Here is a 24,673-nt window from a genome sequence, read left to right on the forward strand (position 1 = left end):
GCGCCGGCGTTCTTCCCCAGCGGCAACACCACCACGCAGCTGCTCAATACGGCGGGCGTGTTCGCCGCCGGCTTCCTGATGCGTCCGATCGGCGGCTGGTTCTTCGGCCGCCTCGCCGACAAGCATGGCCGCCGCACCGCCATGATGGTGTCGGTGTTCATGATGTGCGGCGGTTCCCTCGTGATCGCCGTGCTGCCCACCTACGCGCAGATCGGCGCGCTGGCGCCGGCGCTGCTGCTGGTCGCGCGGCTGTTCCAGGGCCTGTCGGTGGGCGGTGAGTACGGCACCAGCGCGACCTATATGAGTGAGGTCGCGCTCAAGGGCCGGCGCGGTTTCTTCGCGTCGTTCCAGTACGTCACGCTGATCGGCGGCCAGTTATGCGCGCTGCTGGTGCTGGTGGTGCTGCAACAAACGCTTTCCACTGAAGAGCTGAAGGCGTGGGGCTGGCGCGTGCCGTTCGCGATCGGCGCGGTCGCGGCATTGGTCGCGCTGTATCTGCGTAAATCGCTCGACGAAACCACCACCGCGGAAACGCGTCAGCGCAAGGAAGCCGGCACGCTGCGCGGCCTGTGGCTGCACAAGGGTGCGTTCATGACGGTGCTCGGTTTCACGGCCGGTGGCTCGCTGATTTTCTATACGTTCACCACCTACATGCAGAAGTACCTGGTCAACACGGCCGGCATGCAGGCGAAGACGGCCAGCAACGTGATGACTGCGGCGCTGTTCGTCTACATGGTGATGCAGCCGGCGTTCGGCGCGCTGTCGGACCGCATCGGCCGCCGTCGTTCCATGCTGTTCTTCGGCTTCTTCGCGACCATCGGCACCGTGCCGCTGCTGCACGCGCTGAAAGACGTGACGAGCCCGTATGCGGCGTTCGGTCTGGTCGTGGTGGCGCTCGCGATCGTCAGTTTCTATACGTCGATCAGCGGTCTGATCAAGGCGGAAATGTTCCCGCCGGAAGTGCGCGCGCTCGGCGTGGGGCTGTCGTACGCGGTGGCGAATGCGATCTTCGGCGGCTCGGCGGAGTATGTGGCGCTGTGGCTGAAGTCGGTCGGCAACGAGTCCACCTTCTACTGGTATGTGACGGCGATGTGCGCGATTGCCGGCATCGTGTCGCTGCGGATGCGCGATCCGTCGAAAGAAGGGTATTTGCGTCACGAGCCTTGAGTCTTCGAGGCTCGTCGAGAAGCGCACTTAGGCGCTCCTTGAGAACGGCGGTCCGGAGCAATCCCGGCCGCCGTTTTTTATAGGCCTCAGCGATGCGGACCGACTATGCATCGAGGGCAGGGTGCATGCTCACGCCACGACGATCTCCGTGCCCAACGCATGCAGCAGATCGCGCAGCGTCTCGGCCTGCGCCATTTTCGCGTCGCTGCGTAAGTGAATCTGCAGCGCTCGCCCCGCGATTCCGTCGACGGGTTGCGCGAGCCATAACTCCAGCGCGAGGCCCAATCCTTCAGGCTGGTTGACGACGACCGGTTCGATCACGCGCGGCTTGAAACAGGCACTGTCGGACATGGCGAGCCACCTCAGGGCTGGTGAAGGTTCGCCCTTATCGTAATCAGCGCACCACGCCGGACCAAGCAACAAATCCGCGTTTGCTTAGCAGAGGATGCTTAGCAGAAAACACGCTTATTGCGCGGGGCTTGCCTGCGTTCAGCAGCGGCATCGCCGCATCAGACCGGTTCAGAACGATCGCTGACCAGTTCCGACACGAGTTCCTTCACCACGGCGGCCGGATCCGCGGCAACAACAGGCGCGGCCGTCACTGCGGCAACCGCCGCCGCCGCGACGGCCTGCTGACGTGCGCTCAACGTCCCACGCGCAAGCATCAGAAGATGGTAGTAAAGCCGCGCGCTCAAGCCATAGTTGTAGGCGAACAGATGGGCGAAGGCGACCTTGAAGCCGGCGAGCGCCTGACGATTCTTCGCGTGAACCGAGACCACGATCGGCGCGAGACGGCGCAACGCCAACTTGCGCGAGGGCTCCAATTGCGCCGGCAACTTCAATGCCTTGACGAACGCATACGCGCTGACCGTTGCCGCGACCGCCGTGCCGCGCGTGCTATGCGAGACCGAGCTTGCCGTCTTTCGATACACCGAGACATAGTCGTGCAGATAGAACACTTCGCGCGCGGCGAGACAGAGTTCAGTGCCGAACACGAAGTCGCAGCACACGCCGTATTCTTTCTTGTAACCGATCCGTTTCACGAGTGCGGCGTTGGCCATCCAGCCGTTGTTCGGAAACATCTGGATCAGACCGGTTCTGCCCGGCAGAGACTGCAGGCCTTCGGCATCTTTCGTACGCCGAAACGCGGCGTTCAGGTGCGCGCTCGCCGCGAAGTCGATGGCGCCGCCGTGATCGGCTTCGTACTGGTCACCGAATGCCGCATCGAGTTGCGGGTGAAGCGTCCATAGCGACACGAGCTTTTCGACGCCGTCCGTGGTGAGCAGGTCGTCGTCGTGGATCAGCAGGATTTTATCGCCGCTCGCGCGCTCGAACAGGCTCGCTACGTTGCGTGCCTGGCCGAGCGACGGCTGGTTCCTTGCGTAACGCACGCGCGGCTCCCGGGCGTAGCGGGTCGCGATCAACTGCTCGGTGCGGGCGTCCTTCGAATCGTCGCCGATCACGATCTCCAACTCACCGTAGCTTTGCGCGAGGCATGAGTCGATGCAGGTCGCGATCAGCTCAGGACGATCGCAAGTCGGCAGACAGATGGAAACCTTCGGGTGGGGTGAGAGAGTCGAGGAGCTGGACATGAGCGTCGCCTTTGTTATCTGTTGAGGGGCGGCAGCCGGTCCGCTTGGCGCACACGTCGCTGCAAGCAGAAAAATAGTCCATCACGCGAAAAAAATAATCGGTAAAAATTAGGAAGAAATGTTTGGCTTATGAAAGACGTTGGAAGGGTAAATTTATACGGCTTCGCCACGAAAACGCAGCAAAGCCGTTTCTGGATTGACGCTCCTTATTTCAGCCGACCGGCGGCTCGCCTTCGCCGGGTTTTTTACCTGGACTGTCTGACGGCGCCTGGTCGCGCCCTTCGTCGTCGCGTTCGGGCAGCTTGCTCTTTTCATTGTCGCTGTGCACGGCGGGTTGCGGATGTTCGATGTCGGCCGGTTTGTCCTTGGCCTGTTCTTTGGTATCGCTCATGGTCCTCTCCTGGTTGGATGACATAAGCCTTGCAGCAATCGGCAGACCTGGGCGCGTGATTCGTGTCCTGATCGGGTCCCGCGCACGTGATTGATTGATCCGGACGCGAAAACCACGTGATGACCCGACAGCGGCGATCCCGCTCCACGCACTTACAAACAACCCCTTGACCCCGCCCCCCATTCAGCGCACCGTGGAAGGAGAATCCTATATCCCGGGAGTACGAAATGTCCCTCAACTTCCCGAATCCCAGCCGCAGCTATGACGCTTCTCACCACTGCGTCAATTTCTGGGGCTACGACAATGCGCGTGAAATCGCTTTTACCGTCAACCGTTCGGTGATCTCGAATCTGAGCCCGAGCGTGGGCTCCGACGAACCGGCCGTGCTCGCCGCGTTCGACCGGCATCGCGAGCAGATCCTTACGCTCGCGCGCGGCCTGTACCTCGGCGGCCCGCAAAACCGTTACACGATTTCCTGACGCGGCGCAGCGCCTTTCGCCGGCGCGCGCACGTCGCCGACCGCCGAACGCGGCCTCAAGCCGCCGGTTCGCGCGGCGCGGCGCCCGTGAGCGACACGATAAAATCGTAAAACGCCCGAACCTTCGCCGGCGGATGATGCCGCGAAGGATAGAGCGCATACAGCGGATAAACTTCGTCGCCCCAGTCGGGAAATAGCTCCATGAGTTTTCCGCTCGCCAGCAACGACTCGGCGCCGAGCGAGAGAATCTGCGCGACGCCTTGGCCTGCCGTGCAGACGCTATGCAAGGTGCCCACGTCGTTCACGGTCAAACGGCCGTGCGGCGTGATCACCATCTTCTTGCGGCCGCGATGAAATTCCCAGCTGAATGGGTAGCCCGTGAGCGGATCGCGAAACTTGATGCAGACATGCTTGCCGCTTTCGAGCTCGGCCGGATTCACCGGGTGCCCATGCTTCTTCAGATACGACGGCGCGGCCACGGTGAGAATCCGCGTGTCCAGCAGCTTTCGGGCGATCAGCGTCGACACCGGCGGATCGCCGAAACGGATCGCGAGATCGAAACCGTCGGCGACCAGATCGCCCATCTGGTCGCGGGTGATCAGTTCGAGCTGCAGATCGGGATGCTTGTCGATAAAGCCGCCCAGCCTCGGCCCGAGCACGAGGCGCGAAAAGAACGGATCCATGTTCACGCGCAAACGTCCGCGTACGGCGGTCGCGCCCTCTGCGGCGGAAGCCGCGGCTTCTTCGAGTCCACCCAGCAGCGGCACGATCTGTTCGTAGAAGCGCCGGCCTTCGTCGGTCAGCGTGACCGAGCGCGTGGTGCGGTCAAACAGCCGGATGCCGAGACGCGCTTCGAGCCGCGCAACCGAACGGCTCACCCCGGATTGCGACATGTCGAGCGCAACGCCTGCCGCCGCAAAACTGCCGCAATCGACAATCGCCGTCAAGACGCCCATGCCGTTCAGCACGCGCTCGTCAAATGGCATGTGATAGTCCTTTGTTATTCATTAATGCGTGACATGCTAACGCGAAACTCCGTTTGAATTCACGTGCCGACTCGGGGAAACGCCGCCAGGTAAGGCGGACGAATGATGTCATGTCATGAGTGGAATGACAGCCAGGCTATCGCGTCAATCGAGCGGCGGACGTTAATCTGTTGACGTTCGCCCGAAGCACCAAGACATGCGATTCTCGTCATGCACCGGGCATATTTGGACTGAACAACGGAGAACGCCCCATGTCGCGTATTTCTATCACCGGTTCCGCCGATGGTCTCGGTCAGATGGCCGCGCGTCTGCTCGTCGAAGCAGGCCATCAGGTGGTGTTGCATGCGCGCAGCGCCGCGCGCGCCGATGAAGCATTGAAAGCCGTGCCGCAAGCGGAAACCGCGCTGGCCGGCGACCTGTCGAGCATCGCGGCCACCGTCGCGCTCGCGGAGCAGGTCAACCGGCTAGGCCGTTTCGACGCGGTGATCCACAACGCGGCGGTCGGCTATCAGGAGCCGCGCCGGATCGCCACCATCGACGGCTTGCCGCACGTGTTCGCGGTCAATACGCTCGCGCCGTACGTTCTGACCGCCTTGATCGAGAAGCCGAAGCGGCTCGTCTATCTGAGCTCGGGCCTGCATCGCAGCGGCGACGCAAGCCTCGACGATCTGGCCTGGGAGCAACGCCCCTGGCGGGGTACGGCGGCGTACTCGGACTCGAAACTGCACGACGCGTTGCTGGCGTTCGCGATCGCGCGGCGCTGGCCGCAGGTGTTATCGAACGCGCTGGAGCCGGGTTGGGTGGCAACGAAAATGGGTGGGCCAGGCGCGCCTGACGATCTGCGGGCCGCTCCGAAAACCCAGGTATGGCTCGCCGTCAGCGACGAACCGGCGGCCACCGTCAGCGGCACGTATTTCTATCACATGAAGCCGTGCGAGACGCATCCGGCTGTGCGCGACGTTGCCGTTCAGGAGCGTTTGATCGAGGCGTGCGCGGGGTTTTCCGGCATCCGCTTGCCGGACTGATGTGACGTCAGGGCGCCGGTCAGCGGCCCGCGCCCTGCGTGGCTTGCCCGCGCACTGGGCGCGAGACGGGCGCGTCGTCGAGGTGGCGAAACACCCACGCCGACACCAGCGTGATCACCCCGACGCACACGAACGCGAGACGAAAACCGAGCGCGGCCGATCCGACTTGCGCGGAGAAGAGATTCACCAGCCCGCCGCCGATCGACACACCCAGCCCGATGGCCAGCATCTGCACCATCGAAAAGAGGCTGTTGCCGCTGCCGGCATCTTCATGCGAGAGGCCTTTGAGGGTGACGCTGTTCATCGCCGCGAACTGCATGGAGTTGGCCGCGCCGAACACCGCCAGAATCGCGATCTCGACCACGAGCGGTGTGCCGCGCGTAATCAATGCGAACGCAACGATCGACGAACCGACGATGATCGTGTTGACGAGCAGGAATGTGTCGTAGCCATAGCGGCGCACGAGCGGCGCGATCCAGCGTTTGGCGACGGTGCCGGCCAGGGCCGCGGGCAGCATCATCAGACCGGAGTGCAGCGGCGAGTAGCCCAGTTGCAATTGCAGCAGCAAAGGCACGAGAAACGGCACGGCGCTCGAACCGATACGGCACACCAGATTGCCGATCAGCCCCACGCTGAAATTCGGCTCGCGAAAGAGCGACAGTTTGAAGAGCGGATTGACGCGGCGTCTTGCATGCGGAATGTAGGCGAGCGCGCTTACAGCGGCGAGCGCGAACAGCGCTATTGACCAGGCCGCCCGATGCGTGGGCGCGGGGGCGTCGACGGCGAGCGAGAACGCGATCATGCACAGCGACAGCAGCCCGCAACCGACGAAGTCGAACGGCGGCGCCTTTGCTTCGCCATGCGACGGCAAAAACCGCTGCACCGCATACAGACCCACCGCGCCAATAGGCACGTTGATCAGGAAAATCCAGTGCCACGTGATCGCCTGAACGAACCAGCCGCCGAGCGTCGGCCCGGCGATCGGACCCAATTGCCCGGCGACCGAAATAAACGCAAGCGCCGCCACATACTGGTCGCCCGTGACGCTGCGCAGGACGGCGAGCCGTCCGATCGGCAGCAGCATCGAGCCTCCCACACCTTGCAGGACGCGCGCCATCACCAGTTGACCGAGCGTATGCGCGCTCGCGCAGCAGATCGAGCCGAGCACGAACACGAGGATCGCCGCGAAGTAGACGCGCCGCGTGCCGAAGCGGTCGGCGAGCCAGCCGGAGGCGGGCGTGAGCATCGCCATGGTCAGGGTGTAGGCGACCACGATCGGCTGCATCGCGAGCGGCGCGACGTGCAGACTGTGCGCAATCGACGGCAGCGCGGTGTTGACGATCGTCGTGTCGAGCGACTGCATGAAAAAGCCGGCGGCGACGATCCAGAGCAGAGCGGTCTGGGAAGAATCCTTGGTCATCTTTAACGGAACGGCGAGACGGCAGCGTTGGGAGTGGCGCGGCCGCCCTGGCTGTGAACATTCAATGGGCAATTCCGTCATCATATTGACATCCTCGTCAATCGGGAACCCCACTAGGGACGCTGACTGTTATCGACTTTGCCGATAAGCAGCGCGACAATGCCCCATGCTCAATCCCATCTGGCTCAAGACCTTTTCGACCGTCGCCGCCTGCCACAGCTTCACCGAGGCGGGGCGGCGGCTCGACCTGACGCAATCGAGCGTCAGCGAACACATCCGGCGGCTCGAAGAGAGCGTGGGCCGGCGTCTCTTTGTGCGCGACACCCATTCGCTTGCCATGACGCCGGACGGCGAAGCCATGCTCGCGCACGCCAGCGTGATTCTGCAGGCGCTTGCGCGGGCCGAGTCGCAGTTTCGCGCGCCGCGTCTGAAAGGCCGCGTGCGGCTCGGTTCCTCGGACGATGTCGCGCTCGGCCCATTACCCACCGTGCTGGCGGCGTTTCGCGACGCGCATCCGGATGTTGAACTGGAAATCACCATTGGCATGACCGGCAAGCTGTATGAACTGCTCGACGCGGGCGCGATCGATCTGCTGGTCGGCAAGCGGCGCCTGGGCGACCGGCGCGGCGTGCCGCTCTTCACCGGGCGGCTGGAGTGGCTGGCGCGCGCCGGCACGCTGGTCGATCTGAGCCAGCCGTTGCCGCTGATTCTGGTCGCCGAGCCGAGCGTGACACGGGCCGTCGTGCTCGATGCCCTCGCCGAGGCGGGCTTTAGCTGGCAGTTGGTGTGCACGAGCAGCAGCCACGCAGGGTGCATCGCGGCCGCGCGCGGCGGGCTCGGCATTACGGTTCGTCCGCAGTATCTGGCCGCGCGGGGCCTCGCGGCGCCCCTGAACATGGCGAGTCTGCCGACGCTGCCGTCGGTGGAATTCATCGCTCTGGCGGCGAAGCGGCTCAGCCGGCCGGCGGGCACGCTGCTGCAATTGCTGCATGACAGCGATCTGCGCGGGTCGTGGATCGGGGAATAGCGGCCAGGCGCGACGCGTCGGGATCGACGCCACGTATTGACGTGACGGCGGCGGCTTGCGCATCGGCATAGAGAATCTGTGCGGTGCGTGCCATATAGATAGGATTCCAGATCAATCCGCCGGGCGTGCCGTTGTTTGGCGGTTCGTCAATTGAATCTATTCAAGCCGCGGTGGTGCCGCCGCATGGGCGGAACAGGGACATCACGGCCTGTTGCGCGTTTACCGCGCCCGCCAATTTTTATTTTTTCGCCCGGAAGCAAATCGCTATACTTTCCATATACGGTTCATTGTTCCATATAAGGAACGTTTAATCGTTCACGTGCGCGGGGGCCGCACGTCATAAGCCAGAGCGCCAAACCAGCCAGAGCGATAAAAACCACGATGACCAAGAACCTGACCATCAATCTACGCATCGCGATCACCATCGCGTTTCTCGGCGTGCTGCTGATCGCCACCGGCGTGCTCGGCATTCTCGGTATGAACGAAAGCAACGAGGCGCAGCGCGAGGCTTACACGGTCCATTTCGCCTCGGTCGTTGCGCTCGGCAAATCGGGCACGGCCATGTCGCGCGCGCGTTTCGGGCTCGACTGGGCGATGAGCAATCCGCACTCGCCGCAACTGAACGCGCAACTCGAGCGTGCGCGCATGCTGCTCGGCGATTCGGATAAATGGTGGAACAGCTTTCGCGATCTGCCGAAAACGCCCGAACTGCAACGCCTCACCGACGACCTCGACGCGAAGCGCACCGCCGTGCGCCGCGACGGCATCGACAAACTGGTCGAGGCGATCCGCACCGGCGACGCGAGCTGGATGGACGAAAGCCGCGCGGCTCATCTGATCGGCCTGTACACGGCGATGAACATGAGCCAGGGCGCGCTGGAGGACTATCTGAACCAGCAGGCGGGCGACGCGAGCGAGCGCTCGGCCACGCTATTTCATACGCTGTTGTACGCGTGCATCGGCAGCATTCTGCTGGGATTGACGGTCGCGTTCATCAGTTGGCGCACGTTGCGCCGCGCGATCATGGCGCCGCTGAACGACGCGCTGCGCCAGTTCGACGCGATCGCCGCCGGCGAATTGACGACCCACGTGCCGATTCGTTCGAACGACGAAATGGCGACGCTCTTGCGCGGTGTCGCATCGATGCAGGACAAGCTCGGCGCCACCGTCACCACTGTGCGCGCCGGTTCGCATTCGATCGCGTCGTCGACGCAGCAGATCGCCGCGGGCAATCTCGATCTGTCGCAACGCACCGAGGAACAGGCGGCGTCGCTCGAAGAAACCGCGGCGGCGATGGAGCAGCTCACATCGACCGTGCAACTGAACGCGGAGAACGCGCATCACGCGAGCGAACTGGCGTTGCGCGCCTCGGAGATGGCCGCGCGCGGACGCACTTCGGTCGGCAGCATGGTCGAGACGATGCGCGTGATTCACGCGGGTTCGTCGAAAATGACCGGCATCATTACCGCGATCGAAGGCATTGCGTTTCAGACCAATATCCTCGCGCTGAACGCGGCCGTCGAAGCGGCGCGCGCGGGTGAAGAAGGGCGCGGTTTCGCGGTGGTGGCGGGCGAGGTGCGCAGTCTCGCGCAGCGCTCGGCGGCGGCCGCGAAGGAGATCGGCGCGCTGATCGCGGAGTCGACCTCGCGCGTCGAGAGCGGCGCGGGGCTCGTCAACGAAGCGGGCGATACGATGCAGGAAATCGAAGCCGCGATCGGGCGCGTGGCGCGTATCGTCGGCGAGATCGCGGCGGCGTCGAAAGAGCAGAGCGAGGGCATCAAACAGGTGAGCCTCGCCGTCACGCAGATGGACGAGGTCACGCAACACAACGCGGCGCTAGTCGAGGAAAGCGCGGCGACCGCGAACTCGCTCGCGGATCAGGCGCGGCAATTGAGCGAATTGACCGCAGCCTTCAAAGTCGCGAGCGATGCGGCGCAGCGCGAGGCGGTTTTCTGAACCGCACTGGATTCAGGCAGGCAGCTTGCGGAACGAAATCGCGAAGCGGTTCCATGCATTGATCGCGGAGACCAGCAGCGTCAGATCGACCAGTTCCTCGTCGCCGAAGTGCGGGCGCACCGCTTCCCAGACCGCGTCGGGCACATGGTCTTGCGACACCAGCGTCAGCGCTTCGGTCCATTCGAGCGCGGCGCGTTCGCGGTCCGTGAAGAACGGCGTTTCACGCCAGACCACGACGGTCGCGAGACGCCGGTCGGTTTCGCCGCCCTTGCGCGCGTCGGTGGTGTGCATGTCGACGCAGTATGCGCAGCCGTTGATTTGCGAGGCGCGCAGACGAACCAGTTCGGTCAGCGATTTTTCAAGGGCCGATTTGCCGATGCGTTCTTCGACGCCGATCATGGCCTTGATCGCGGCGGGGTTGGCTTTGTAGAAGTCGAGGCGTTGTTGCATGATTCACTCCTGAGTTGGGTTGAACGCATTCCGTGATGCGATGAGTGAAGATTAGGCGCATGACTGGCTTTGGGAAATGACCGATTTTGGCTATTTTCAGGTAACCACTTTGCCTCGCTGACGGCGAACGGCCACAACACGCCGAGCGTCCTTACCGATGGTAATGGCATCGTTGCCGCGCATCGGGCGATTCGGTATGGTGGGTTATCCGTCCATCTACCCATCCGAAGAGATCGCGCATGACTTCCGCCACAGACCAGCAACCACCGCCGATCCGCACCGACGTTCTGATCGTCGGTGCCGGCCCCGTAGGGCTTTTCGCCGCTTTCGAGGCGGGCGTGATCGGCCTGTCCTGCCAGATCGTCGACGGGCTCGACAAGGTCGGCGGCCAATGCATCGAGCTCTATCCGGACAAGCCGATCTACGATATTCCCGCTATTCCATCATGCACGGCACGTGAGCTGGTCGAGCGCCTGCTGGCGCAGTGCAAGCCGTTCGATCCGCCCATTCATCTCGAACAGCGGGTCGAGTCGGTCGAACAGGGCGGCGACGGACGCTGGACAGTACGTACCGATCGCGGCCTCGTGTTCGATGTCGCGGCGATCCTGCTGGCCGCCGGCAACGGCGCGTTCGTGCCGCAAAAGCTGGCGCTGGCCGAAGCCGTGCCGCTGGAGTCGCGTCATGTGCACTACAGCGTGCCACGTCTTGCCGACTTCGCCGGCAAGACCGTGGTCGTGGCAGGCGGCGGCGATTCCGCGCTCGATTGGGCGCTGGCGCTGCGCGAGGTCGCGCGCCGGGTGACGCTGGTGCATCGGCGCAGCGGTTTCAGTGCGGCCGATTCGAGTGTCGAGTTGATGCGGCGCGCGGTCGAGGCCGGCGAGATGGATTTCATCGTCGGCGCGATTGCGGGGCTCAACGTCGAAGGGGATGCATTGAAGTCGATCACATTGCGACATATCGAGGGCGAGACGCAACTCGCGGCCGAGCATCTCGTCGCGCTATACGGGCTCGTTGCCGATCTCGGGCCGATCGCGCAATGGGGGCTGTCAATTCATGGTGGGCGCGTCGATGTGGACACGTCGAACTATGAGAGCTCGCGGCCCGGCATCTTCGCGGTTGGCGACATCGCCAACTATCCGAACAAGCAGAAGCTGATTCTGTCGGGTTTTCATGAGGCGTCCCTCGCGCTGCGCAAGGCATACTCGTACGCCTATCCAGACAAAAAGCGCGTGCACGTGCATTCCAGTTACGACGCGAAGCTGGCTGAAAAAGTCAGCGCTGCCGGATGACTATTTTTGCGGAGATATCGAGTTCCTGATTGATTGAGCCGGTAGTGATTCACAGGTCACTACCGGCTCTTTTCTACCTGCCGCTTATTTCCCGGCGGGTTGACTCGCGGCCGCGGCCGCACTGGCCTCTTTGTCCTTCTTCCTGGCTTCGTGGTGGCCGACCGCGCAGCCGGCGGCCGCGCCCGCTACGCCGTGGTCACCCGCAACGTGGCCGGCGACGCCGCCCACGACCGCGCCTTTCGTACAGCCTTCAGCTTGCGCGGCGCTGTGTGTGAGTGCCAGCGCTGCGGCGAGGGCGAGGGTGGTGAATGCCTGTTTCAATTGCGGCTCCTGTTTCATGAGTGTGTGTCTTCAGGGCATAGCAATTGCGGGGCCCGGCGATTCCACCCGCGTTTTCGTCGAGGCGGCAGACGGCGCCGGGCCTTTCGCGTGGACCTCAGGTGAAACCATAGGCAAAGTGGACGGTGACTGGCGGTGTATGCTTTTGGACGTAGCCCTTATTCCGGACCACCATGAAACAGCTTGATGTCCCCTCCGCCGGCGAAAACGGCAAGCCTGCCAAGGTCCCGGTTGCGGCCCGCCCGAGTGCGGTTGTCGGGGTCGATTACTGGGCGCTGCTGCAGGCGATCGAAGACTACGCAATCTTCCTGCTCGACCCGACAGGGAGGATCGTGAGCTGCAATGCCGGGGCACAGAACCTAACGGGTTACCTCGATGAGGACATCATCGGTCAGCACTTTTCGCGCTTCTATGTCGACGAGGCGGTGGCGCGCGGCTGGCCCGCCTACGAACTGCAACAGGCGTCGCTGACCGGCCGCTTCGAGGACGAAGGCTGGCGGGTCCGCAAGGACGGCACCACGTTCTGGTCGAACGTTGTGATTACGTCGATCCGCAACGACGCGGGCATTCTCACCGGCTTCGCCAAGATCACGCGCGATCTGACCGCGCAACGCGAGTATGTGGAAGCGCTGCGGCAAAGCGAGGAGCGGTTTCGTTTGCTGGTCGACTGCGTCAAGGACTACGCGATCTTCATGCTCGATCCGCAAGGCTACGTGGTGAGCTGGAATACAGGCGCCGCGCGCATCAAAGGCTATACACGCGAGGAAATCGTCGGCCAGCATTTTTCGCGGTTCTACGTGCCTGAGGAAGCGGCGGCAGGCAAGCCCGCGCGCGAGCTGGCGATCGCCCGGCAGATCGGCCACGTCGAGGACGAAGGCTGGCGTGTGCGCAAGGACGGCACGACCTTCTGGGCCAACGTCGTCATCACCGCGGTGCATGACGAAACGAACCGGCTGCGTGGCTTCGCCAAGGTCACGCGCGATCTGACCGAGCGGCGTCAGCGCGAGGAACTGGAGCGTTCGGGCGAACGCATGCGCCAGTTTCTTGCGACCCTTGCCCATGAATTGCGCAATCCGCTCGCGCCGGTGCGCAATGCGATCGGTGTGATGCAACTCGAAACCGGCGTCAGTCCCACGCTGGCGCGTTCGCGCGACCTGATCGATCGCCAGGTCACGCACCTCACGCGTTTGGTCGACGATCTGCTCGACGTCGGCCGGATCATGTCGAACAAGGTCGAGTTGCGCCTCGGCCGTGTCGATCTGGCCGAGGTGATGGCGCGCGCGATCGAGGCGGCCAGGCCGTTCACGGATGCGCACGAGCAGCGGGTCGTGCAGCATATGCCGGACGAGCCGGTGATCGTGCGCGGCGACATGACGCGTCTCGTGCAGGTGTTGCAAAACCTCTTGCACAACGCGGCAAAATTCTCACCGGTGAGCAGTACCATCGATGTCGTGGCGCGTATCGATTACCACATGGCCGTGCTCGAAGTGCGCGATGCGGGTTGTGGCATTCCGGTGCGCTCGCTCGACAAGATCTTCGAGCTGTTCGCTCAGGAGAAGGAAGGGCAGAATGCCGGCGAGGGCGGTCTCGGCATCGGCCTCACGTTGTGCAAGTCGCTCGTCGAGATGCACGGCGGCAGCATTATCGCGAGCAGCGAAGGGCCGGGTTGCGGCAGCACCTTCACGCTGAGTCTGCCGCTGGCCGCCGCGCCGTCCGAAGCAACGGGCGATGAGGCGAACGCGGCGAACACCGAAGTCGCGCCGCTGCGCATTCTGCTGGTCGACGACAATCGTGATTCGGCCGACAGTCTCGCGATGCTGCTAGAACTCAAAGGCCACGAGGTGCGCATCGCCTACGAGGGCGAGCAGGCGGTTCAGGTCGCGCCGCGCTTCGCGCCCCACCTCGCTGTCATCGACCTTGCCATGCCGAAGATGGACGGCTATGCGACCATCGCGGCGCTGCGCGCGATGCCTGAGCTCGCCCATACCGTGTACGCCGCCATGACCGGCTTCGGCCACCCCAGCGATCGCGAGCGCACCCGCGACGCCGGTTTTCATGCGCATCTCGTGAAGCCGGTCGAACTCGAGTTGTTCGATGCCTTGCTGGCCGAGGTGGAAGCGCGGCGCAGCGGGCGTGAGCCCGGCTAGCCGTTCGAGCAACGCACGCTTCCTTCATACCAGAGCGGTGTGATGGCTGGCGTGCATCGGCATTCCTGATTCCCGAAGAAAAGTGTCGCGTGTCCCGGCGTCCGGCGCCTGAGGCACGCCGCTTGCTGAGCGTCTTTTGTGCGCGGCGGCCCTTGAGAGTCCGCCGGCACTCGATCGAACAGCTTCAGGGAGGCACGATGCTCGATACGCGTGATCGTGCGGCCGGCGTCAATGCGCGGCCGCCGCAAAGCTCCGGCATGACCGCGTCTCGCGATTCCCATGCAGCGGCGAGTAAGGCAAGGAAGGAGGCGGACCCTGCCGGGGCGCTTGAAAATTTTCTGCGTGATACGCGTTTCGATCCCAACGACCCCGCCGCGCTCGGCGACGTGTTGCGCGCGCTGGTCGAACGCGGGTATGACTGCGCGCCCGTCGTGCCCTTGCCGGGTCACGGCGAGACGCTCGCGCGTTGGCGCGCCCTCGCAGCGGTGGCCGCGTGCGATCTCGGACTCGTCAAGCTGTTCGAAGGCCACACGGATGCGCTCGCGATTCTCACCGAATTGCAGGGGCCCACGCCGCCTGCGGGGAGCCGCTGGGGAGTCTGGGCCGCCGAGCCGCCCGATGCGCGCGTGCAGGCGACGAAAGTAGGAATCCGAAGCGATGGCTCGGACCTTCATCTCGCAGGTACGAAAGCCTGGTGCTCGGGCGCGGGTGTCGTCACGCATGCGCTCGTTACCGCATGGCTGGACGATGAACCGGTGCTGGCGGCCGTCGCAATGGATCAGCCAACTATCTCGATCGACACGTCGAAGTGGCAAGCGGTTGGCATGCAGGCCACGGCAAGCGCTGACGTGACCTTCGACCAGACATTGGCGACGCTGGTGGGCGGCGCGCATTCCTATGTGCGGCGTCCAGGCTTCTGGCACGGCGGCGCCGGTATCGCCGCGTGCTGGTATGGGGCCGCCGCGCAGATCGGGCGGATGCTGCGCGACGCGTGCACGCAGCGCGCCGATCCACATCGGCTTGCCCATCTCGGTGCGGTCGAGGTGGCATTGGCCGGCGCGGCTGCGGTATTGCGCGAGACCGCCGCGCACATCGACGCCTATCCGTCGGCTGACTCGCAACGCGAGACCATGCGCGCGCGCCTCGTGGTGGAAGAAGCCGCGACTGCCGTGATGAATCACGCGACGCGTACGCTCGGTGCCGGGCCACTCTGCCGCAACGCGCGCTTCGCGCGTGCGCTGGCGGATCTGCCGGTGTTCCTGCGCCAGAGCCACGCTGAGCGCGACCTTGCCGCGCTCGGCGAACTGAGCGCTGCGGCGGGACAGGGCGAGGGTCGTAGTGATCCCGATGCCGGAGGTGCCCCGTGGACGCTTTGACTGACGCCGTGCACGGAGGGCCGCTGACATGAGCTCTCGGGCCACTTACTTCGATGAACTCTACCAACAGAGCGACGATCCGTGGAAGTTGCGCGAGGGCTGGTACGAGAGCCGCAAGCGCTCGCTCACGCTCGCGTTGCTGCCGCGTCCGCGTTATCGGAGTGCGTTCGAACCCGGCTGCGCGAACGGCGAGCTGACCGTCGAACTGGCGAAGCGCTGCGATACGCTGCTCGCCGCGGATCTGCACGAGCGCGCCGTGCAGCTTGCACGCGAGCGCGTTGCCGGTTCGCCGCACGTCCGCGTCGAACAGCGCACGGTGCCGCGCGAGTGGCCGACCGAAGCCGGCCCGTTCGATCTGATCGTGATCAGCGAATTCGCTTATTACCTCGATTCGGCGGAGCTCGAAACGCTGGCTTCACGAATCGCGGCCTCGCTCACGACGGACGGCACGCTGCTCGCCTGTCATTGGCGCCGGCCCTTCGCGGAAGCGCTTGAATCCGCCGATGCCGCGCATGCGCTGTTCGATGCGCGCTGCGGCCTCACGCGTCTCGCGCATCACGATGAAGCCGATCTGCTGATCGACGTCTGGTCGCGCGACACCCGCTCGGTCGCGCAACGCGAGGGGCTCCTATGATCGGCGTGATCGTTCCGGCGCACAACGAAGAGGCGTTGCTCGCGCCTTGCCTCGCGGCCTTGATCGCCGCCTCCCGCCACGAGGACCTGGCGGGCGAAACGGTGCGCATCGTGGTCGTGCTCGACGCTTGCGACGACTTCACCGGCGCGATCGCGCGTGCCTACGGCGTCGAGACGCTGACGCTGAAGGCGCGCAATGTCGGCATTGCGCGCGCGACCGGCGCGGACTTCCTGCTGGCGGACGGCGCGCGCTGGCTCGCGTTCACCGACGCCGACAGCCGCGTGTCGTCGGGCTGGCTGGTCGCGCAGCTTTCGCTGGATGCGGACGCGGTGTGCGGCTCGATTGCCGTCGACGACTGGACCGCGCACCCGCACAGCGTGCGCGAATATTTCCGCAAGACTTACGTGGATGCCGACGGTCATCGTCACATTCACGGTGCGAATCTCGGCGTGTCGGCCGACGCCTACCGGCGCGCGGGTGGTTTTCCGCCGCTCAAGTGCAGCGAGGATGTCGCGCTGGTCGACCGGCTGATCGCGATCGGCGCGCGCATCGCGTGGAGCGCGGCGCCGCGCGTGATCACGAGCGCGCGCGCCGCGGCTCGCGCGCGTGGCGGCTTCGGCGACACGCTTGCGGCATGGGCGGCTGCCGGCTAAAGGAGCGCCGCCCGCTGTAAAAGGAGTCCGACATGATGGAAGCGATCTTGCTGCTATTCGGTCAAGGCAGGACGCTCGACCCGCTGCAGATGGCCATGCGCGCGATCGTCGTGTTTCTGGTCGCGCTGGTGCTGATCCGGATCTCGGGCCGGCGTTCGTTCGGACAACGCTCGCCATTCGATTCGGTGGTGGTGATTCTGCTCGGCGCGACGTTGAGTCGGGCCATCGTCGGCGCGTCGCCGTTTATCGGCACGGTGGTGGCGTCATTCGTGATCGTCATCTGCCACCGGGCGCTGGCGTGGGTATGCATGCGCTCGCGCCCGCTGGAGCGGCTGGTGGGCGGCGTTGAACGCGAGGTGTTCAGCAACGGCGCGTTCAACGCGCGCGAGATGGACGCCGCGCTCATTAGCCGAACCGACGTTCACGAAAGCGTGCGGCAGAAAACCGGCTCACGTTCGATGGACAACGTGGCCGCGGCGATCCTCGAACGCAACGGCGAAGTGAGCGTGATCCGCAAGAAGGCTTGAGGCGGGCCGCTCAGCCCCGGCCACCGCGCGAGATTTCCTCGCCCGCGCCGTGCGGCATGCGCAGCGTGACCGGAATCGATGCGAACGAGCACAGCCCGACCACCAGAAACGCCGGCCAGAAATCCGACCACGTGATGCCCGGATGCCCATGCAGCACGCGCGAGATCTGCAACACGATGCCGCCGATCGTCACGCCGAGGCCGAGCGACATCTGCTGCACGACGCTGCCGAGACTCGTGGCGCGGCCCACGTCGCGACTGGCGATTTCCGCGTAAGTGAGCGAGTTCAGACTCGTGAACTGCAGCGCTGGGAAGAAGCCGCCGAGCAATACGACCACCCAGATGATCCAGGTCGGCGTGCCGGGGAAAAATAGTCCACAGGCCGCGATCGAGAGTCCCGACAACGCGGCGTTGACCACCAGCACCGAACGGAAGCCGAAGCGATGCAGCACGCGCGAGGCGACCGTGCGCATGAACATGCCGCCGAATGCGGACGCGCACGTGATCAGGCCGGATTCGAACGCGCTCATGCCGTGGCCTTCCTGCAGCATCAGCGGCAACAGGAACGGCAATGCGCCCAGGCCGATCCGGAACAACGAACCGCCGAGCACGCTCGCCTGGAACGTCGGCACCTTGAAAAAGCGCAGGTCGAGCAGCGGCAGCGGGACACGCTGGGCGTAGGCGACATAGGCCGCGAGCAGAACCGCGCCGCACGCGCACATGCCGAACGCGTCGCCGTTGGAAATCAGTTCGCCACCGACCAGCGACAGCCCGAGCAAGAGCAGCACCGCACCCGCGGCCGACAGAAAAAAGCCGATCCAGTCGAGCGGGCCCGGGTTCGGTTCGCGCGTGTTGGCGATGTGCCTGTTGGTCAGATAGATGCCGAGAATGCCGATCGGCACGTTGATGAAGAAAATCAGCCGCCAGTGCAGATAGGTGGTGATGAAGCCGCCGAGCAGCGGTCCCGCGGCGGGGCCGAGCATCGCCGGGACGCTCAGATAGTTCATCGCGCGGATGAAGTCGGACTTGTGCACCACGCGGAAGATGATGATTCGCCCGACCGGCACCATCATCGCGCCGCCCACGCCCTGCACGAAGCGCGCGAGCGTGAAGGTGGCCAGCGAATTCGACGCGGCGCACAGCAGCGAACCCGTCACGAAGATGCCGATCGCCGTGCGGAAGATGGTGCGCGCGCCGAACCGGTCGGCGAACCATCCGCACACGGGAATGAACACGCCGAGGCCCAGCACATAACTCGTTACCGCGATTTTCAGTGTGACCGGATCGCGCCCGAAGTCGCGCGCCATGGCCGGTAGCGCGGTGACGATCACGTTCGCATCGACGCTTTCCATGAACATCGCGCACGCGACGATGAGGGGCGCAATGAGGGCTTTCTGGACGACGGTCATGAAGGCGGGCTGCGGCGAACGGTCGCGGGCAAAGGGGCCATTATTGCACCTGTACGGTGCGGATTGTTAACAGCGCAGGGTCCGATGCCACCCTTTTTTAAACCGGGTGATTGCGCATGTGACCGTCAGGCAACAGTCCACGGCTTTATTGATATTTGTTGCAGTGCGACAGGAGAGGGCTATAATCGGGTTATTGCCTAGGTATAAACCCTATACAGGAGTCCACCATGAACACCGCTTCCAACGCTTCCGCCGCCCGCGCTACCGTCGCCGCCAACAACACCTTCTTCGGCAAACTGCGCGCCTTGGCACTGCATGCACTGAACCTGCACCTGCAAAACTGCGCCGTGATCGCGGAAGCGCATCGCCGTCCGGAGTAAGCCAAAAGCCGCGCGCCACGTGCGCTGACCGACATAGCAGGGCGCAGATATGCGCCGCGTCTGTCATGCGCACGGCGCCTGGCCTAGCATCATTTTTGCGTCATTCATGCCCGCCAGGCCGCGATGTCAGCGCGGCCGGCTGGCACGTGCAGCGGGCGCTGTGCGATCTGGTCTCATCATTCAAGCTTCATTGCAGCGGCGGCACGCGCGCAATTCGCGCCGTGTGAGCGTCTTGCGTGACGCCGCTCGTGTTTCCGAGCTCGTGCGGCAACGACCGTACATCATGGCTTGAGTTAGTCGCGGGCGCGGCTCGGCACCCTTACTACGGCCTTGCGCTCCCTGGTCGCTCGCGTGGCCAGTGCGCTCATCAACAGTGCCATCGACACCAGCCCGACCAGATACACGCCTGCCATCATCCAATCCTGTTCCGCCATTTTCATTCTCCTTCGATTACCGAACTTCACCCGGCAAGTGCGCCGCGTTTCACTGAGCTATTGCTCTCGATTACGGCACGCGAAGAGAAAATCTTGATGCTGCGATTCGTCGCTTCGAGCGACATGGCATGCGCACACAATCGACGCGACGTCGAATCTTCATTCGCAGCGCACGAATAGCGTTTAAACTTCAGCCCCCTGTCGACAACCCGGCGCGCCTCATCGCGGCCCAATCGGCAATATCGACCGTTTTATTCACCCGTATGGCTGCGGCGCGCAGCGCATTCAGATTTAATGGGCGGCCCAGGTTAAACCCCGCGATACAGCTGACGCTGTCAACCTTTTCACCCCTGTGCCGTTATCCATTTGTAATCGCCAATAACCGGCGACGCCGCGACGGACAATCCGACGCGACAGCTCCAGCAAGGCCCTGCATTGACCATGTTCCATCGATATAACTATAAATTCGACCGGCTAGGCGCGATGTTCGACCGTGCATCGAAAACGCTTGGCAACAGGGGATTTCTCTCGCCTCTCCTCGCGCTCGTGATTGGCGCGCTGCTGCTGGTCGTCTTGCAACACCTCTCGCAAGCAGTCGACTATCGCTCGGTGATGCGTGAGTTGCGTCGACTGACGGCCGGCGAGTGGACCGCCGCGCTTGGCGCCACCGCGCTCAGCTATGTGGCGCTGGTCGGCCGCGACGCCGTCGGTTTGCGCTATCTGGGCGCGGTCGTGCCGCGTGTGGCGCTGTGGATCGGCGCGACCGCCGGCTCGGCACTCGGCAATGCCACCGGCTTCGGCGCGCTGACAGGCGGGGCCGTGCGCGCGCGCGTCTACGGCGTGGCCAGCGTCACGCCCGCGCAGATCGGCCGCATGACGGTGTTCACGAGCGTGTCGCTCGCGCTCGCACTGGTGCTGATGACGGCACTCGGCATGGTCGGCGTGGCCGGCACGCTCGCACCGATGCTGCATCTCGAACCTGTCACGCTGCGTTGGATTGGCATGGCACTGCTCGTCGTGCTCGGATTGGCGGCCGCCGCCTGCCGCAAAGAAACGCGCCCGCTGCGCACGCGCTGGCAGTGGCTCTCGTTCGATATTCCCTCGCGCCGCGACCTGCTCGCGCAAGTGGCGCTCGCGGTGCTCGACGTGGTGGCCGCCGGCCTCGCCTTGTGGGCATTGCTGCCGCATGCGGACGTGAGCTTCGTGACTTTCATCACGGTCTACGCCGCGGCCATGCTGCTCGGCATGATCGGCCACACGCCCGGCGGCGTCGGCGTGTTCGAAGCGGCGATGGTGTTCACGCTGAACGGCAGCGTGCAAACGCATCAGATGCTTGCCGCATTGCTCGCGTATCGCGCGATTTACTTCGGTGTCCCGTTGATCGTCTCGGCCGCGCTGCTCGCCGGTTTCGAAGGCCGCGCGCTGAAAAGCCGTTTGCCGCTGCAACACGCCGCTGCGGCGTCGAAGCTCGCCCCGCTGTTCCTGAGTCTCGTCACGTTCGTGGTCGGCGGCATGCTGGTGATTTCCAGCGCGACGCCCGCGTTCTGGCAACGCATTCACATGCTGCGCGATGTGCTGCCGCTGTGGGTGCTCGAAAGTTCGCAGATGCTCTGCAGCGTGCTCGGCGTGCTGCTATTGTTCGTCGCCCGTGGTTTGCTGCGGCGGCTGGACGCCGCGTGGTGGATGACGCTTCTGCTGGCGGTGTTGAGTCTCGCGTTGTCGCTGACCAAAGGTCTGGCGTTCGTGGAAGCCGGGGTGCTCGGCATGCTGGTCGTGTTGCTGCTGTCGACGCGCCGGCGTTTTAACCGTCATTCGTCGCTGTTCGCGGAGCGCTTTACGGCGGGCTGGCTGGTGTCGGTTGCAATGGTGCTGATGCTGGCCACGTGGGTGATGCTGTTTGCTTTCCGCGACGTGCCGTACACGCGCGACCTGTGGTGGCAATTCGCTTTCGACGAGCGCGCGCCGCGTGCATTGCGCGCGACGCTGGCCGCAAGTGTGTTCGCCGCGACGTTCTCTTTCTGGCAGTTGCTGCGTCCCGCGCCGGGGCGCTTCGTCAAACCGGCGCCGGAAGATCTGCACGACGCGGCGCGCATCGTGCGTGCGCAGGAGCGCAGCGACGCCGGTCTCGCGCTGATGGGCGACAAGAGCTTTCTGTTCTCCGAGTCGCGCAAGGCTTTCCTGATGTACGCGAAATACGGCCGCACGTGGGCCGCTTTGCACGATCCGGTGGGGCCACGCGAAGAGTGGGCCGGCCTGATCAGCAAATTCGTCGCGCTCGCGCATACGCACGGTGGGCGCGCTGCGTTCTATCAGGTGCGCGCCAACGCATTGCCGCTTTATCTCGACGCTGGTCTCACGCTGATGAAGCTCGGCGAGGAAGCGCATGTCGTGCTCGACGATTTCGACCTGAAGGGCTCGCATCGCGCGCATCTTCGCTATGCGCTCAAGCGCGGCGAGCGTGATGGCTTCACCGTCGAAGTGATCGATCAGGCGAACGTGCCCGCGTCGCTCGAAACGCTGCGCGAGATTTCCGACGGCTGGCTCGACAGCCGCGACGCGCGCGAAAAGAGCTTCTCGGTGGCCGCCTTCACGGACGAGTACCTCGCCGCGCAATCGGTGATGCTGGTGCGCCAGAATGGCGAGCCGGCCGCGTTCGTCACCTTCATGACGACCGACATGAACACCGAGGCGACGGTCGGCGTGATGCGTCATGTGGAAAGCGCGTCGTCGTATGCAATGGAATATCTGTTCACGCAGCTGGCGCTGCATCTGAAGCAGGCGGGTTTCCGCTCGCTCAGTCTCGGCATCGCGCCGCTCTCCGGCATGCAGCCCACGCCGCTCGCTTCGCGATGGCACCGGTTCGCCGGCATCGTGTGGCGTTTTGGCGGCCGTTTCTATAACTTCCGCGGACTGCGAGCTTTCAAGAGCAAGTTCCAGCCGCATTGGGAGCCGCGCTATCTCGCGGCGTCGGGTTCGGTGGGCGTGTTCTTCACGCTCGCGGACCTGTCATTGCTGGCAGGAGGCCGGCGTTCATGACATTGCATTCGTTGTTCAAGCTCGCTCTCGCGGCGAGCCTCGTGACCGGCGGCGCGCTCGCGCACGCCGCGACCACCACTGTGCCCGGTGGCCGTTATGGCGACGTCACGGTCACGCAGCCGACTGGTCCGTTGCGCGGCTTCGTGGTGCTGTACTCGCAAGCGAGCGGCTGGAGCGCGACGGATCAGCAGAGCGCCGACGCGCTCGCGAAGGCCGGCGCGTTGACCGTCGGCGTGGACACCGCGCGCTATGCCGGTAATCTAAGTGCGAAGAAAGAGGCCTGCCACCAACTTGTGGGTGATGCGGAAGCGTTGAGCCATCAACTCGAACGCCAATCGCAATCAAGCCATTATTTCGCGCCGATCGTCGCGGGTACGGGCCAAGGCGCGACACTCGCCATGCACGTGCTCGAACAGGCGCCGTCGAATACGATTGCCGGCGCGGTCGCGGTGGACGCCGAGCGCACGCTCGATCCACGCTTTCAGCCGTGCCCGCCGGACCCGACGATTATCCGCGACAAGGTGCCGGGTTTCGTCGAAAAGGCGGCCACGGGCAACGCCGATCGCGCGCGCCTCGTCGCGTTGGTCACGCCGCATTTGCAGGCCGTGTCGACGGGCGACGACGACGTCTCCGATCTGCCGCTGATCGAATTGCCGGCCGCGCATCCGAACGGCCTCATGGCGATCGTGATTTCCGGCGACGGCGGCTGGCGCGACCTCGACAAGACGATCGCCCAGGCGTTGCAGAAAGACGGCGTCTCGGTGATCGGCTGGGACAGCCTGCGCTATTTCTGGAGCGAAAAGCCGCCCGCGCAAACGAGCCGCGACCTCGCGCGCGTGATGCAGACCTATGGGGCGCGCTGGAATGCGCAGCATATCGCGCTCGTCGGCTATTCGTTCGGCGCGGACGTGATGCCGTTCGCCTATAACCGTCTGCCGGAAGCGCTGCGCGCGAAGGTATCGCTGATCGCGTTGCTCGGCTTCGCGCCCGATGCCGATTTTCAGATTCGTGTGGGCGGCTGGCTCGGCATGCCGGCCAGCGACAAGGCGTTGAAGGTCCAGCCGGAATTGACGCGCGTGCCGCCCGCTATCGTGCAGTGCTTCTACGGCGAGAACGAGAAGGACACCTTGTGTCCGGCGCTGAGCAAAACCGGCGTCGAGGTGATTCGCACCTCCGGCGATCACCACTTCGGCGGCGATTACGATTCGCTCGAAAAGCGCATTCTCAGCGCTTTCAGGAAGCAGAGCGGCGTGCGTTGATGCTCATGCGTGGCCTGGAGCGCAAGGGCGTCCAGACTGCGCTGATGTATGGTTCACTCGACGAAGGATTGGACGCGCTGGAAATTCATTTCGGATTCGGTGGTATTCGCTCTGGCAAGCTGAAGAACATCGACGTGAAACTGGTCGGCAACGTCGACCACGCGCTCTTTTCACAGACCGCGCGCAATGTGGTGATGGCGCAGTCCGACCAGTTTCTGCGGGAGCGTGTGTTGAATGCGCCGCGTTTGCCTGCTGTGGCAGATCGCGGTTTGCGCGTCGCGCAGGCTCTACGGCGTTGAGGTCATCATGATGGTGAACCGATCGTCTGCGATGCTGTGCATTACGGCCTGTGAGCACGGCGTCGAGCGCATTTTGCATGCGGAGCGGAGAGCACGCCGCGGCGCGTATTCCAATCGACAGGGATTGACAAAGCGCCTCAAGTCAACGAAGATCGAACGCATGAACTGCCTCGACATCCGTATTGCGCTGATTATTAGCATCATTCATCGAATGGTGGGTTAGCGCGCGTCTGATAGCAGTGACACATAACCCGCCCCACGAGGCGGGTTTTTTTATGTCCGCTTGCAACCTGCCTCCTGGTGAACTCTCTGCTGATTCGTCCTTGCCGCACAGGAGCTTGCCTTGTCGTTACACCAACTCAAACAGGCCGCTGAAGCTGCCGATAGCGTCGCGCTTCGT

25 protein-coding genes are annotated in these 24,673 nt (G+C 64.1%); 16 read left to right on the forward strand and 9 right to left on the reverse strand.

The window, feature by feature from the left end; all coding sequences use genetic code 11:
• Nucleotides 1–1,167: MFS family transporter (locus PQR32_RS39960; RefSeq protein ID WP_408240761.1), on the forward strand; the 1,167-nt coding region annotated here is incomplete at its 5' end.
• Between the two features lie 129 nt (nt 1,168–1,296).
• Here the strand turns inward: PQR32_RS39960 and PQR32_RS39965 are convergent.
• The 3 genes from PQR32_RS39965 to PQR32_RS39975 form a co-directional block, all read right to left on the reverse strand.
• Nucleotides 1,297–1,518, reverse strand: a complete 222-nt coding sequence (locus PQR32_RS39965; protein WP_408240764.1) for a hypothetical protein — start codon at nt 1,516–1,518, stop codon at nt 1,297–1,299.
• A 158-nt stretch (nt 1,519–1,676) separates the two neighbouring features.
• Nucleotides 1,677–2,759 carry a glycosyltransferase family 2 protein gene (locus tag PQR32_RS39970; protein ID WP_408240767.1) on the reverse strand — a complete coding sequence of 361 codons (1,083 nt, stop codon included), beginning with the start codon at nt 2,757–2,759 and terminating at the stop codon, nt 1,677–1,679.
• Nucleotides 2,760–2,970: 211 nt separating this feature from the next.
• Nucleotides 2,971–3,150: a hypothetical protein gene (locus PQR32_RS39975; protein ID WP_408240770.1), complete on the reverse strand. Its 180-nt coding sequence runs from the start codon at nt 3,148–3,150 to the stop codon at nt 2,971–2,973.
• A gap of 227 nt (nt 3,151–3,377) precedes the next feature.
• On the opposite strand from PQR32_RS39975, the gene PQR32_RS39980 reads away from it, so the two are divergent.
• On the forward strand, nt 3,378–3,629 hold the full coding sequence (locus PQR32_RS39980; RefSeq protein WP_132374246.1) for a DUF1488 family protein: 252 nt from the start codon (nt 3,378–3,380) through the stop codon (nt 3,627–3,629).
• A 55-nt stretch (nt 3,630–3,684) separates the two neighbouring features.
• Here the strand turns inward: PQR32_RS39980 and PQR32_RS39985 are convergent, their stop codons facing one another.
• Nucleotides 3,685–4,614, reverse strand: coding sequence for a LysR family transcriptional regulator (locus PQR32_RS39985; protein WP_408240773.1), 930 nt, complete (start codon nt 4,612–4,614; stop codon nt 3,685–3,687).
• A 251-nt stretch (nt 4,615–4,865) separates the two neighbouring features.
• Here PQR32_RS39985 and PQR32_RS39990 point away from each other — a divergent pair, with 251 nt between their 5' ends.
• Nucleotides 4,866–5,639, forward strand: coding sequence for an SDR family NAD(P)-dependent oxidoreductase (locus tag PQR32_RS39990; protein WP_408240776.1), 774 nt, complete (start codon nt 4,866–4,868; stop codon nt 5,637–5,639).
• Nucleotides 5,640–5,658: 19 nt separating this feature from the next.
• Here PQR32_RS39990 and PQR32_RS39995 read toward each other — a convergent pair whose 3' ends face one another.
• Nucleotides 5,659–7,059 (reverse strand): DHA2 family efflux MFS transporter permease subunit, encoded by a 1,401-nt coding sequence (locus tag PQR32_RS39995; RefSeq protein ID WP_408240779.1) that lies wholly within the window; start codon nt 7,057–7,059, stop codon nt 5,659–5,661.
• 166 nt (nt 7,060–7,225) lie between these two features.
• On the opposite strand from PQR32_RS39995, the gene PQR32_RS40000 reads away from it, so the two are divergent.
• Complete coding sequence (locus PQR32_RS40000) at nt 7,226–8,086, forward strand: LysR family transcriptional regulator (protein ID WP_408240782.1); 861 nt, start codon at nt 7,226–7,228, stop codon at nt 8,084–8,086.
• Nucleotides 8,087–8,467: 381 nt separating this feature from the next.
• Nucleotides 8,468–10,042, forward strand: a complete 1,575-nt coding sequence (locus PQR32_RS40005) for a methyl-accepting chemotaxis protein (RefSeq protein ID WP_408240785.1) — start codon at nt 8,468–8,470, stop codon at nt 10,040–10,042.
• Between the two features lie 12 nt (nt 10,043–10,054).
• Here the strand turns inward: PQR32_RS40005 and PQR32_RS40010 are convergent, their stop codons facing one another.
• Entirely contained in the window at nt 10,055–10,492 is a 438-nt protein-coding gene (locus tag PQR32_RS40010) for a carboxymuconolactone decarboxylase family protein (protein ID WP_408240787.1), read from the reverse strand.
• Between the two features lie 239 nt (nt 10,493–10,731).
• On the opposite strand from PQR32_RS40010, the gene PQR32_RS40015 reads away from it, so the two are divergent.
• The gene (locus PQR32_RS40015) at nt 10,732–11,781 is read left to right on the forward strand and encodes an NAD(P)/FAD-dependent oxidoreductase (RefSeq protein ID WP_408240790.1); all 1,050 of its coding nucleotides are present in this window, start codon (nt 10,732–10,734) and stop codon (nt 11,779–11,781) included.
• Between the two features lie 84 nt (nt 11,782–11,865).
• Here PQR32_RS40015 and PQR32_RS40020 read toward each other — a convergent pair whose 3' ends face one another.
• On the reverse strand, nt 11,866–12,102 hold the full coding sequence (locus PQR32_RS40020) for a hypothetical protein (RefSeq protein WP_408240793.1): 237 nt from the start codon (nt 12,100–12,102) through the stop codon (nt 11,866–11,868).
• A 191-nt stretch (nt 12,103–12,293) separates the two neighbouring features.
• On the opposite strand from PQR32_RS40020, the gene PQR32_RS40025 reads away from it, so the two are divergent.
• The 5 genes from PQR32_RS40025 to PQR32_RS40045 all read left to right on the forward strand — a co-directional run bounded on the left by PQR32_RS40025 (nt 12,294) and on the right by PQR32_RS40045 (nt 17,457).
• Complete coding sequence (locus tag PQR32_RS40025; protein WP_408240796.1) at nt 12,294–14,267, forward strand: PAS domain-containing hybrid sensor histidine kinase/response regulator; 1,974 nt, start codon at nt 12,294–12,296, stop codon at nt 14,265–14,267.
• A gap of 197 nt (nt 14,268–14,464) precedes the next feature.
• A complete protein-coding gene (locus tag PQR32_RS40030; protein ID WP_408240799.1) occupies nt 14,465–15,643 on the forward strand; it encodes an acyl-CoA dehydrogenase family protein in 1,179 nt (392 codons plus the stop codon).
• 28 nt (nt 15,644–15,671) lie between these two features.
• Nucleotides 15,672–16,277: a class I SAM-dependent methyltransferase gene (locus PQR32_RS40035; RefSeq protein WP_408240802.1), complete on the forward strand. Its 606-nt coding sequence runs from the start codon at nt 15,672–15,674 to the stop codon at nt 16,275–16,277.
• Nucleotides 16,274–16,930: a glycosyltransferase family 2 protein gene (locus tag PQR32_RS40040; RefSeq protein ID WP_408240805.1), complete on the forward strand. Its 657-nt coding sequence runs from the start codon at nt 16,274–16,276 to the stop codon at nt 16,928–16,930. Before PQR32_RS40035 ends, PQR32_RS40040 begins: the two co-directional genes overlap by 4 nt.
• Before the next feature lie 32 nt (nt 16,931–16,962).
• Nucleotides 16,963–17,457, forward strand: coding sequence for a DUF421 domain-containing protein (locus PQR32_RS40045; RefSeq protein WP_408240808.1), 495 nt, complete (start codon nt 16,963–16,965; stop codon nt 17,455–17,457).
• Nucleotides 17,458–17,467: 10 nt separating this feature from the next.
• Here PQR32_RS40045 and PQR32_RS40050 read toward each other — a convergent pair whose 3' ends face one another.
• Entirely contained in the window at nt 17,468–18,865 is a 1,398-nt protein-coding gene (locus tag PQR32_RS40050) for an MFS transporter (RefSeq protein ID WP_408240811.1), read from the reverse strand.
• A 227-nt stretch (nt 18,866–19,092) separates the two neighbouring features.
• Here PQR32_RS40050 and PQR32_RS40055 point away from each other — a divergent pair, with 227 nt between their 5' ends.
• Nucleotides 19,093–19,245 carry a hypothetical protein gene (locus PQR32_RS40055; RefSeq protein ID WP_408240813.1) on the forward strand — a complete coding sequence of 51 codons (153 nt, stop codon included), beginning with the start codon at nt 19,093–19,095 and terminating at the stop codon, nt 19,243–19,245.
• Nucleotides 19,246–19,538: 293 nt separating this feature from the next.
• On the opposite strand, the gene PQR32_RS40060 is transcribed toward PQR32_RS40055, so the two are convergent.
• Nucleotides 19,539–19,679, reverse strand: coding sequence for a hypothetical protein (locus PQR32_RS40060; protein WP_408240816.1), 141 nt, complete (start codon nt 19,677–19,679; stop codon nt 19,539–19,541).
• A 483-nt stretch (nt 19,680–20,162) separates the two neighbouring features.
• On the opposite strand from PQR32_RS40060, the gene mprF reads away from it, so the two are divergent.
• Genes mprF through PQR32_RS40080 form a run of 4 tightly spaced genes read left to right on the forward strand, consistent with a single transcriptional unit; the run spans nt 20,163 to nt 24,496 of the window.
• Nucleotides 20,163–22,715 (forward strand): bifunctional lysylphosphatidylglycerol flippase/synthetase MprF, encoded by a 2,553-nt coding sequence (gene mprF / locus PQR32_RS40065; RefSeq protein WP_408240828.1) that lies wholly within the window; start codon nt 20,163–20,165, stop codon nt 22,713–22,715.
• Nucleotides 22,712–23,974: a virulence factor family protein gene (locus tag PQR32_RS40070; protein WP_408240819.1), complete on the forward strand. Its 1,263-nt coding sequence runs from the start codon at nt 22,712–22,714 to the stop codon at nt 23,972–23,974. The genes mprF and PQR32_RS40070 overlap by 4 nt, the downstream gene beginning before the upstream one ends.
• A complete protein-coding gene (locus tag PQR32_RS40075) occupies nt 23,974–24,273 on the forward strand; it encodes a hypothetical protein (protein WP_408240822.1) in 300 nt (99 codons plus the stop codon). Before PQR32_RS40070 ends, PQR32_RS40075 begins: the two co-directional genes overlap by 1 nt.
• Nucleotides 24,274–24,280: 7 nt before the next feature.
• Nucleotides 24,281–24,496, forward strand: a complete 216-nt coding sequence (locus PQR32_RS40080) for a hypothetical protein (protein ID WP_408240825.1) — start codon at nt 24,281–24,283, stop codon at nt 24,494–24,496.
• The last annotated feature ends 177 nt before the right edge of the window (nt 24,497–24,673 follow it).

The organism is Paraburkholderia dipogonis (assembly GCF_046027395.1).
Classification (GTDB): domain Bacteria; phylum Pseudomonadota; class Gammaproteobacteria; order Burkholderiales; family Burkholderiaceae; genus Paraburkholderia; species Paraburkholderia dipogonis_A.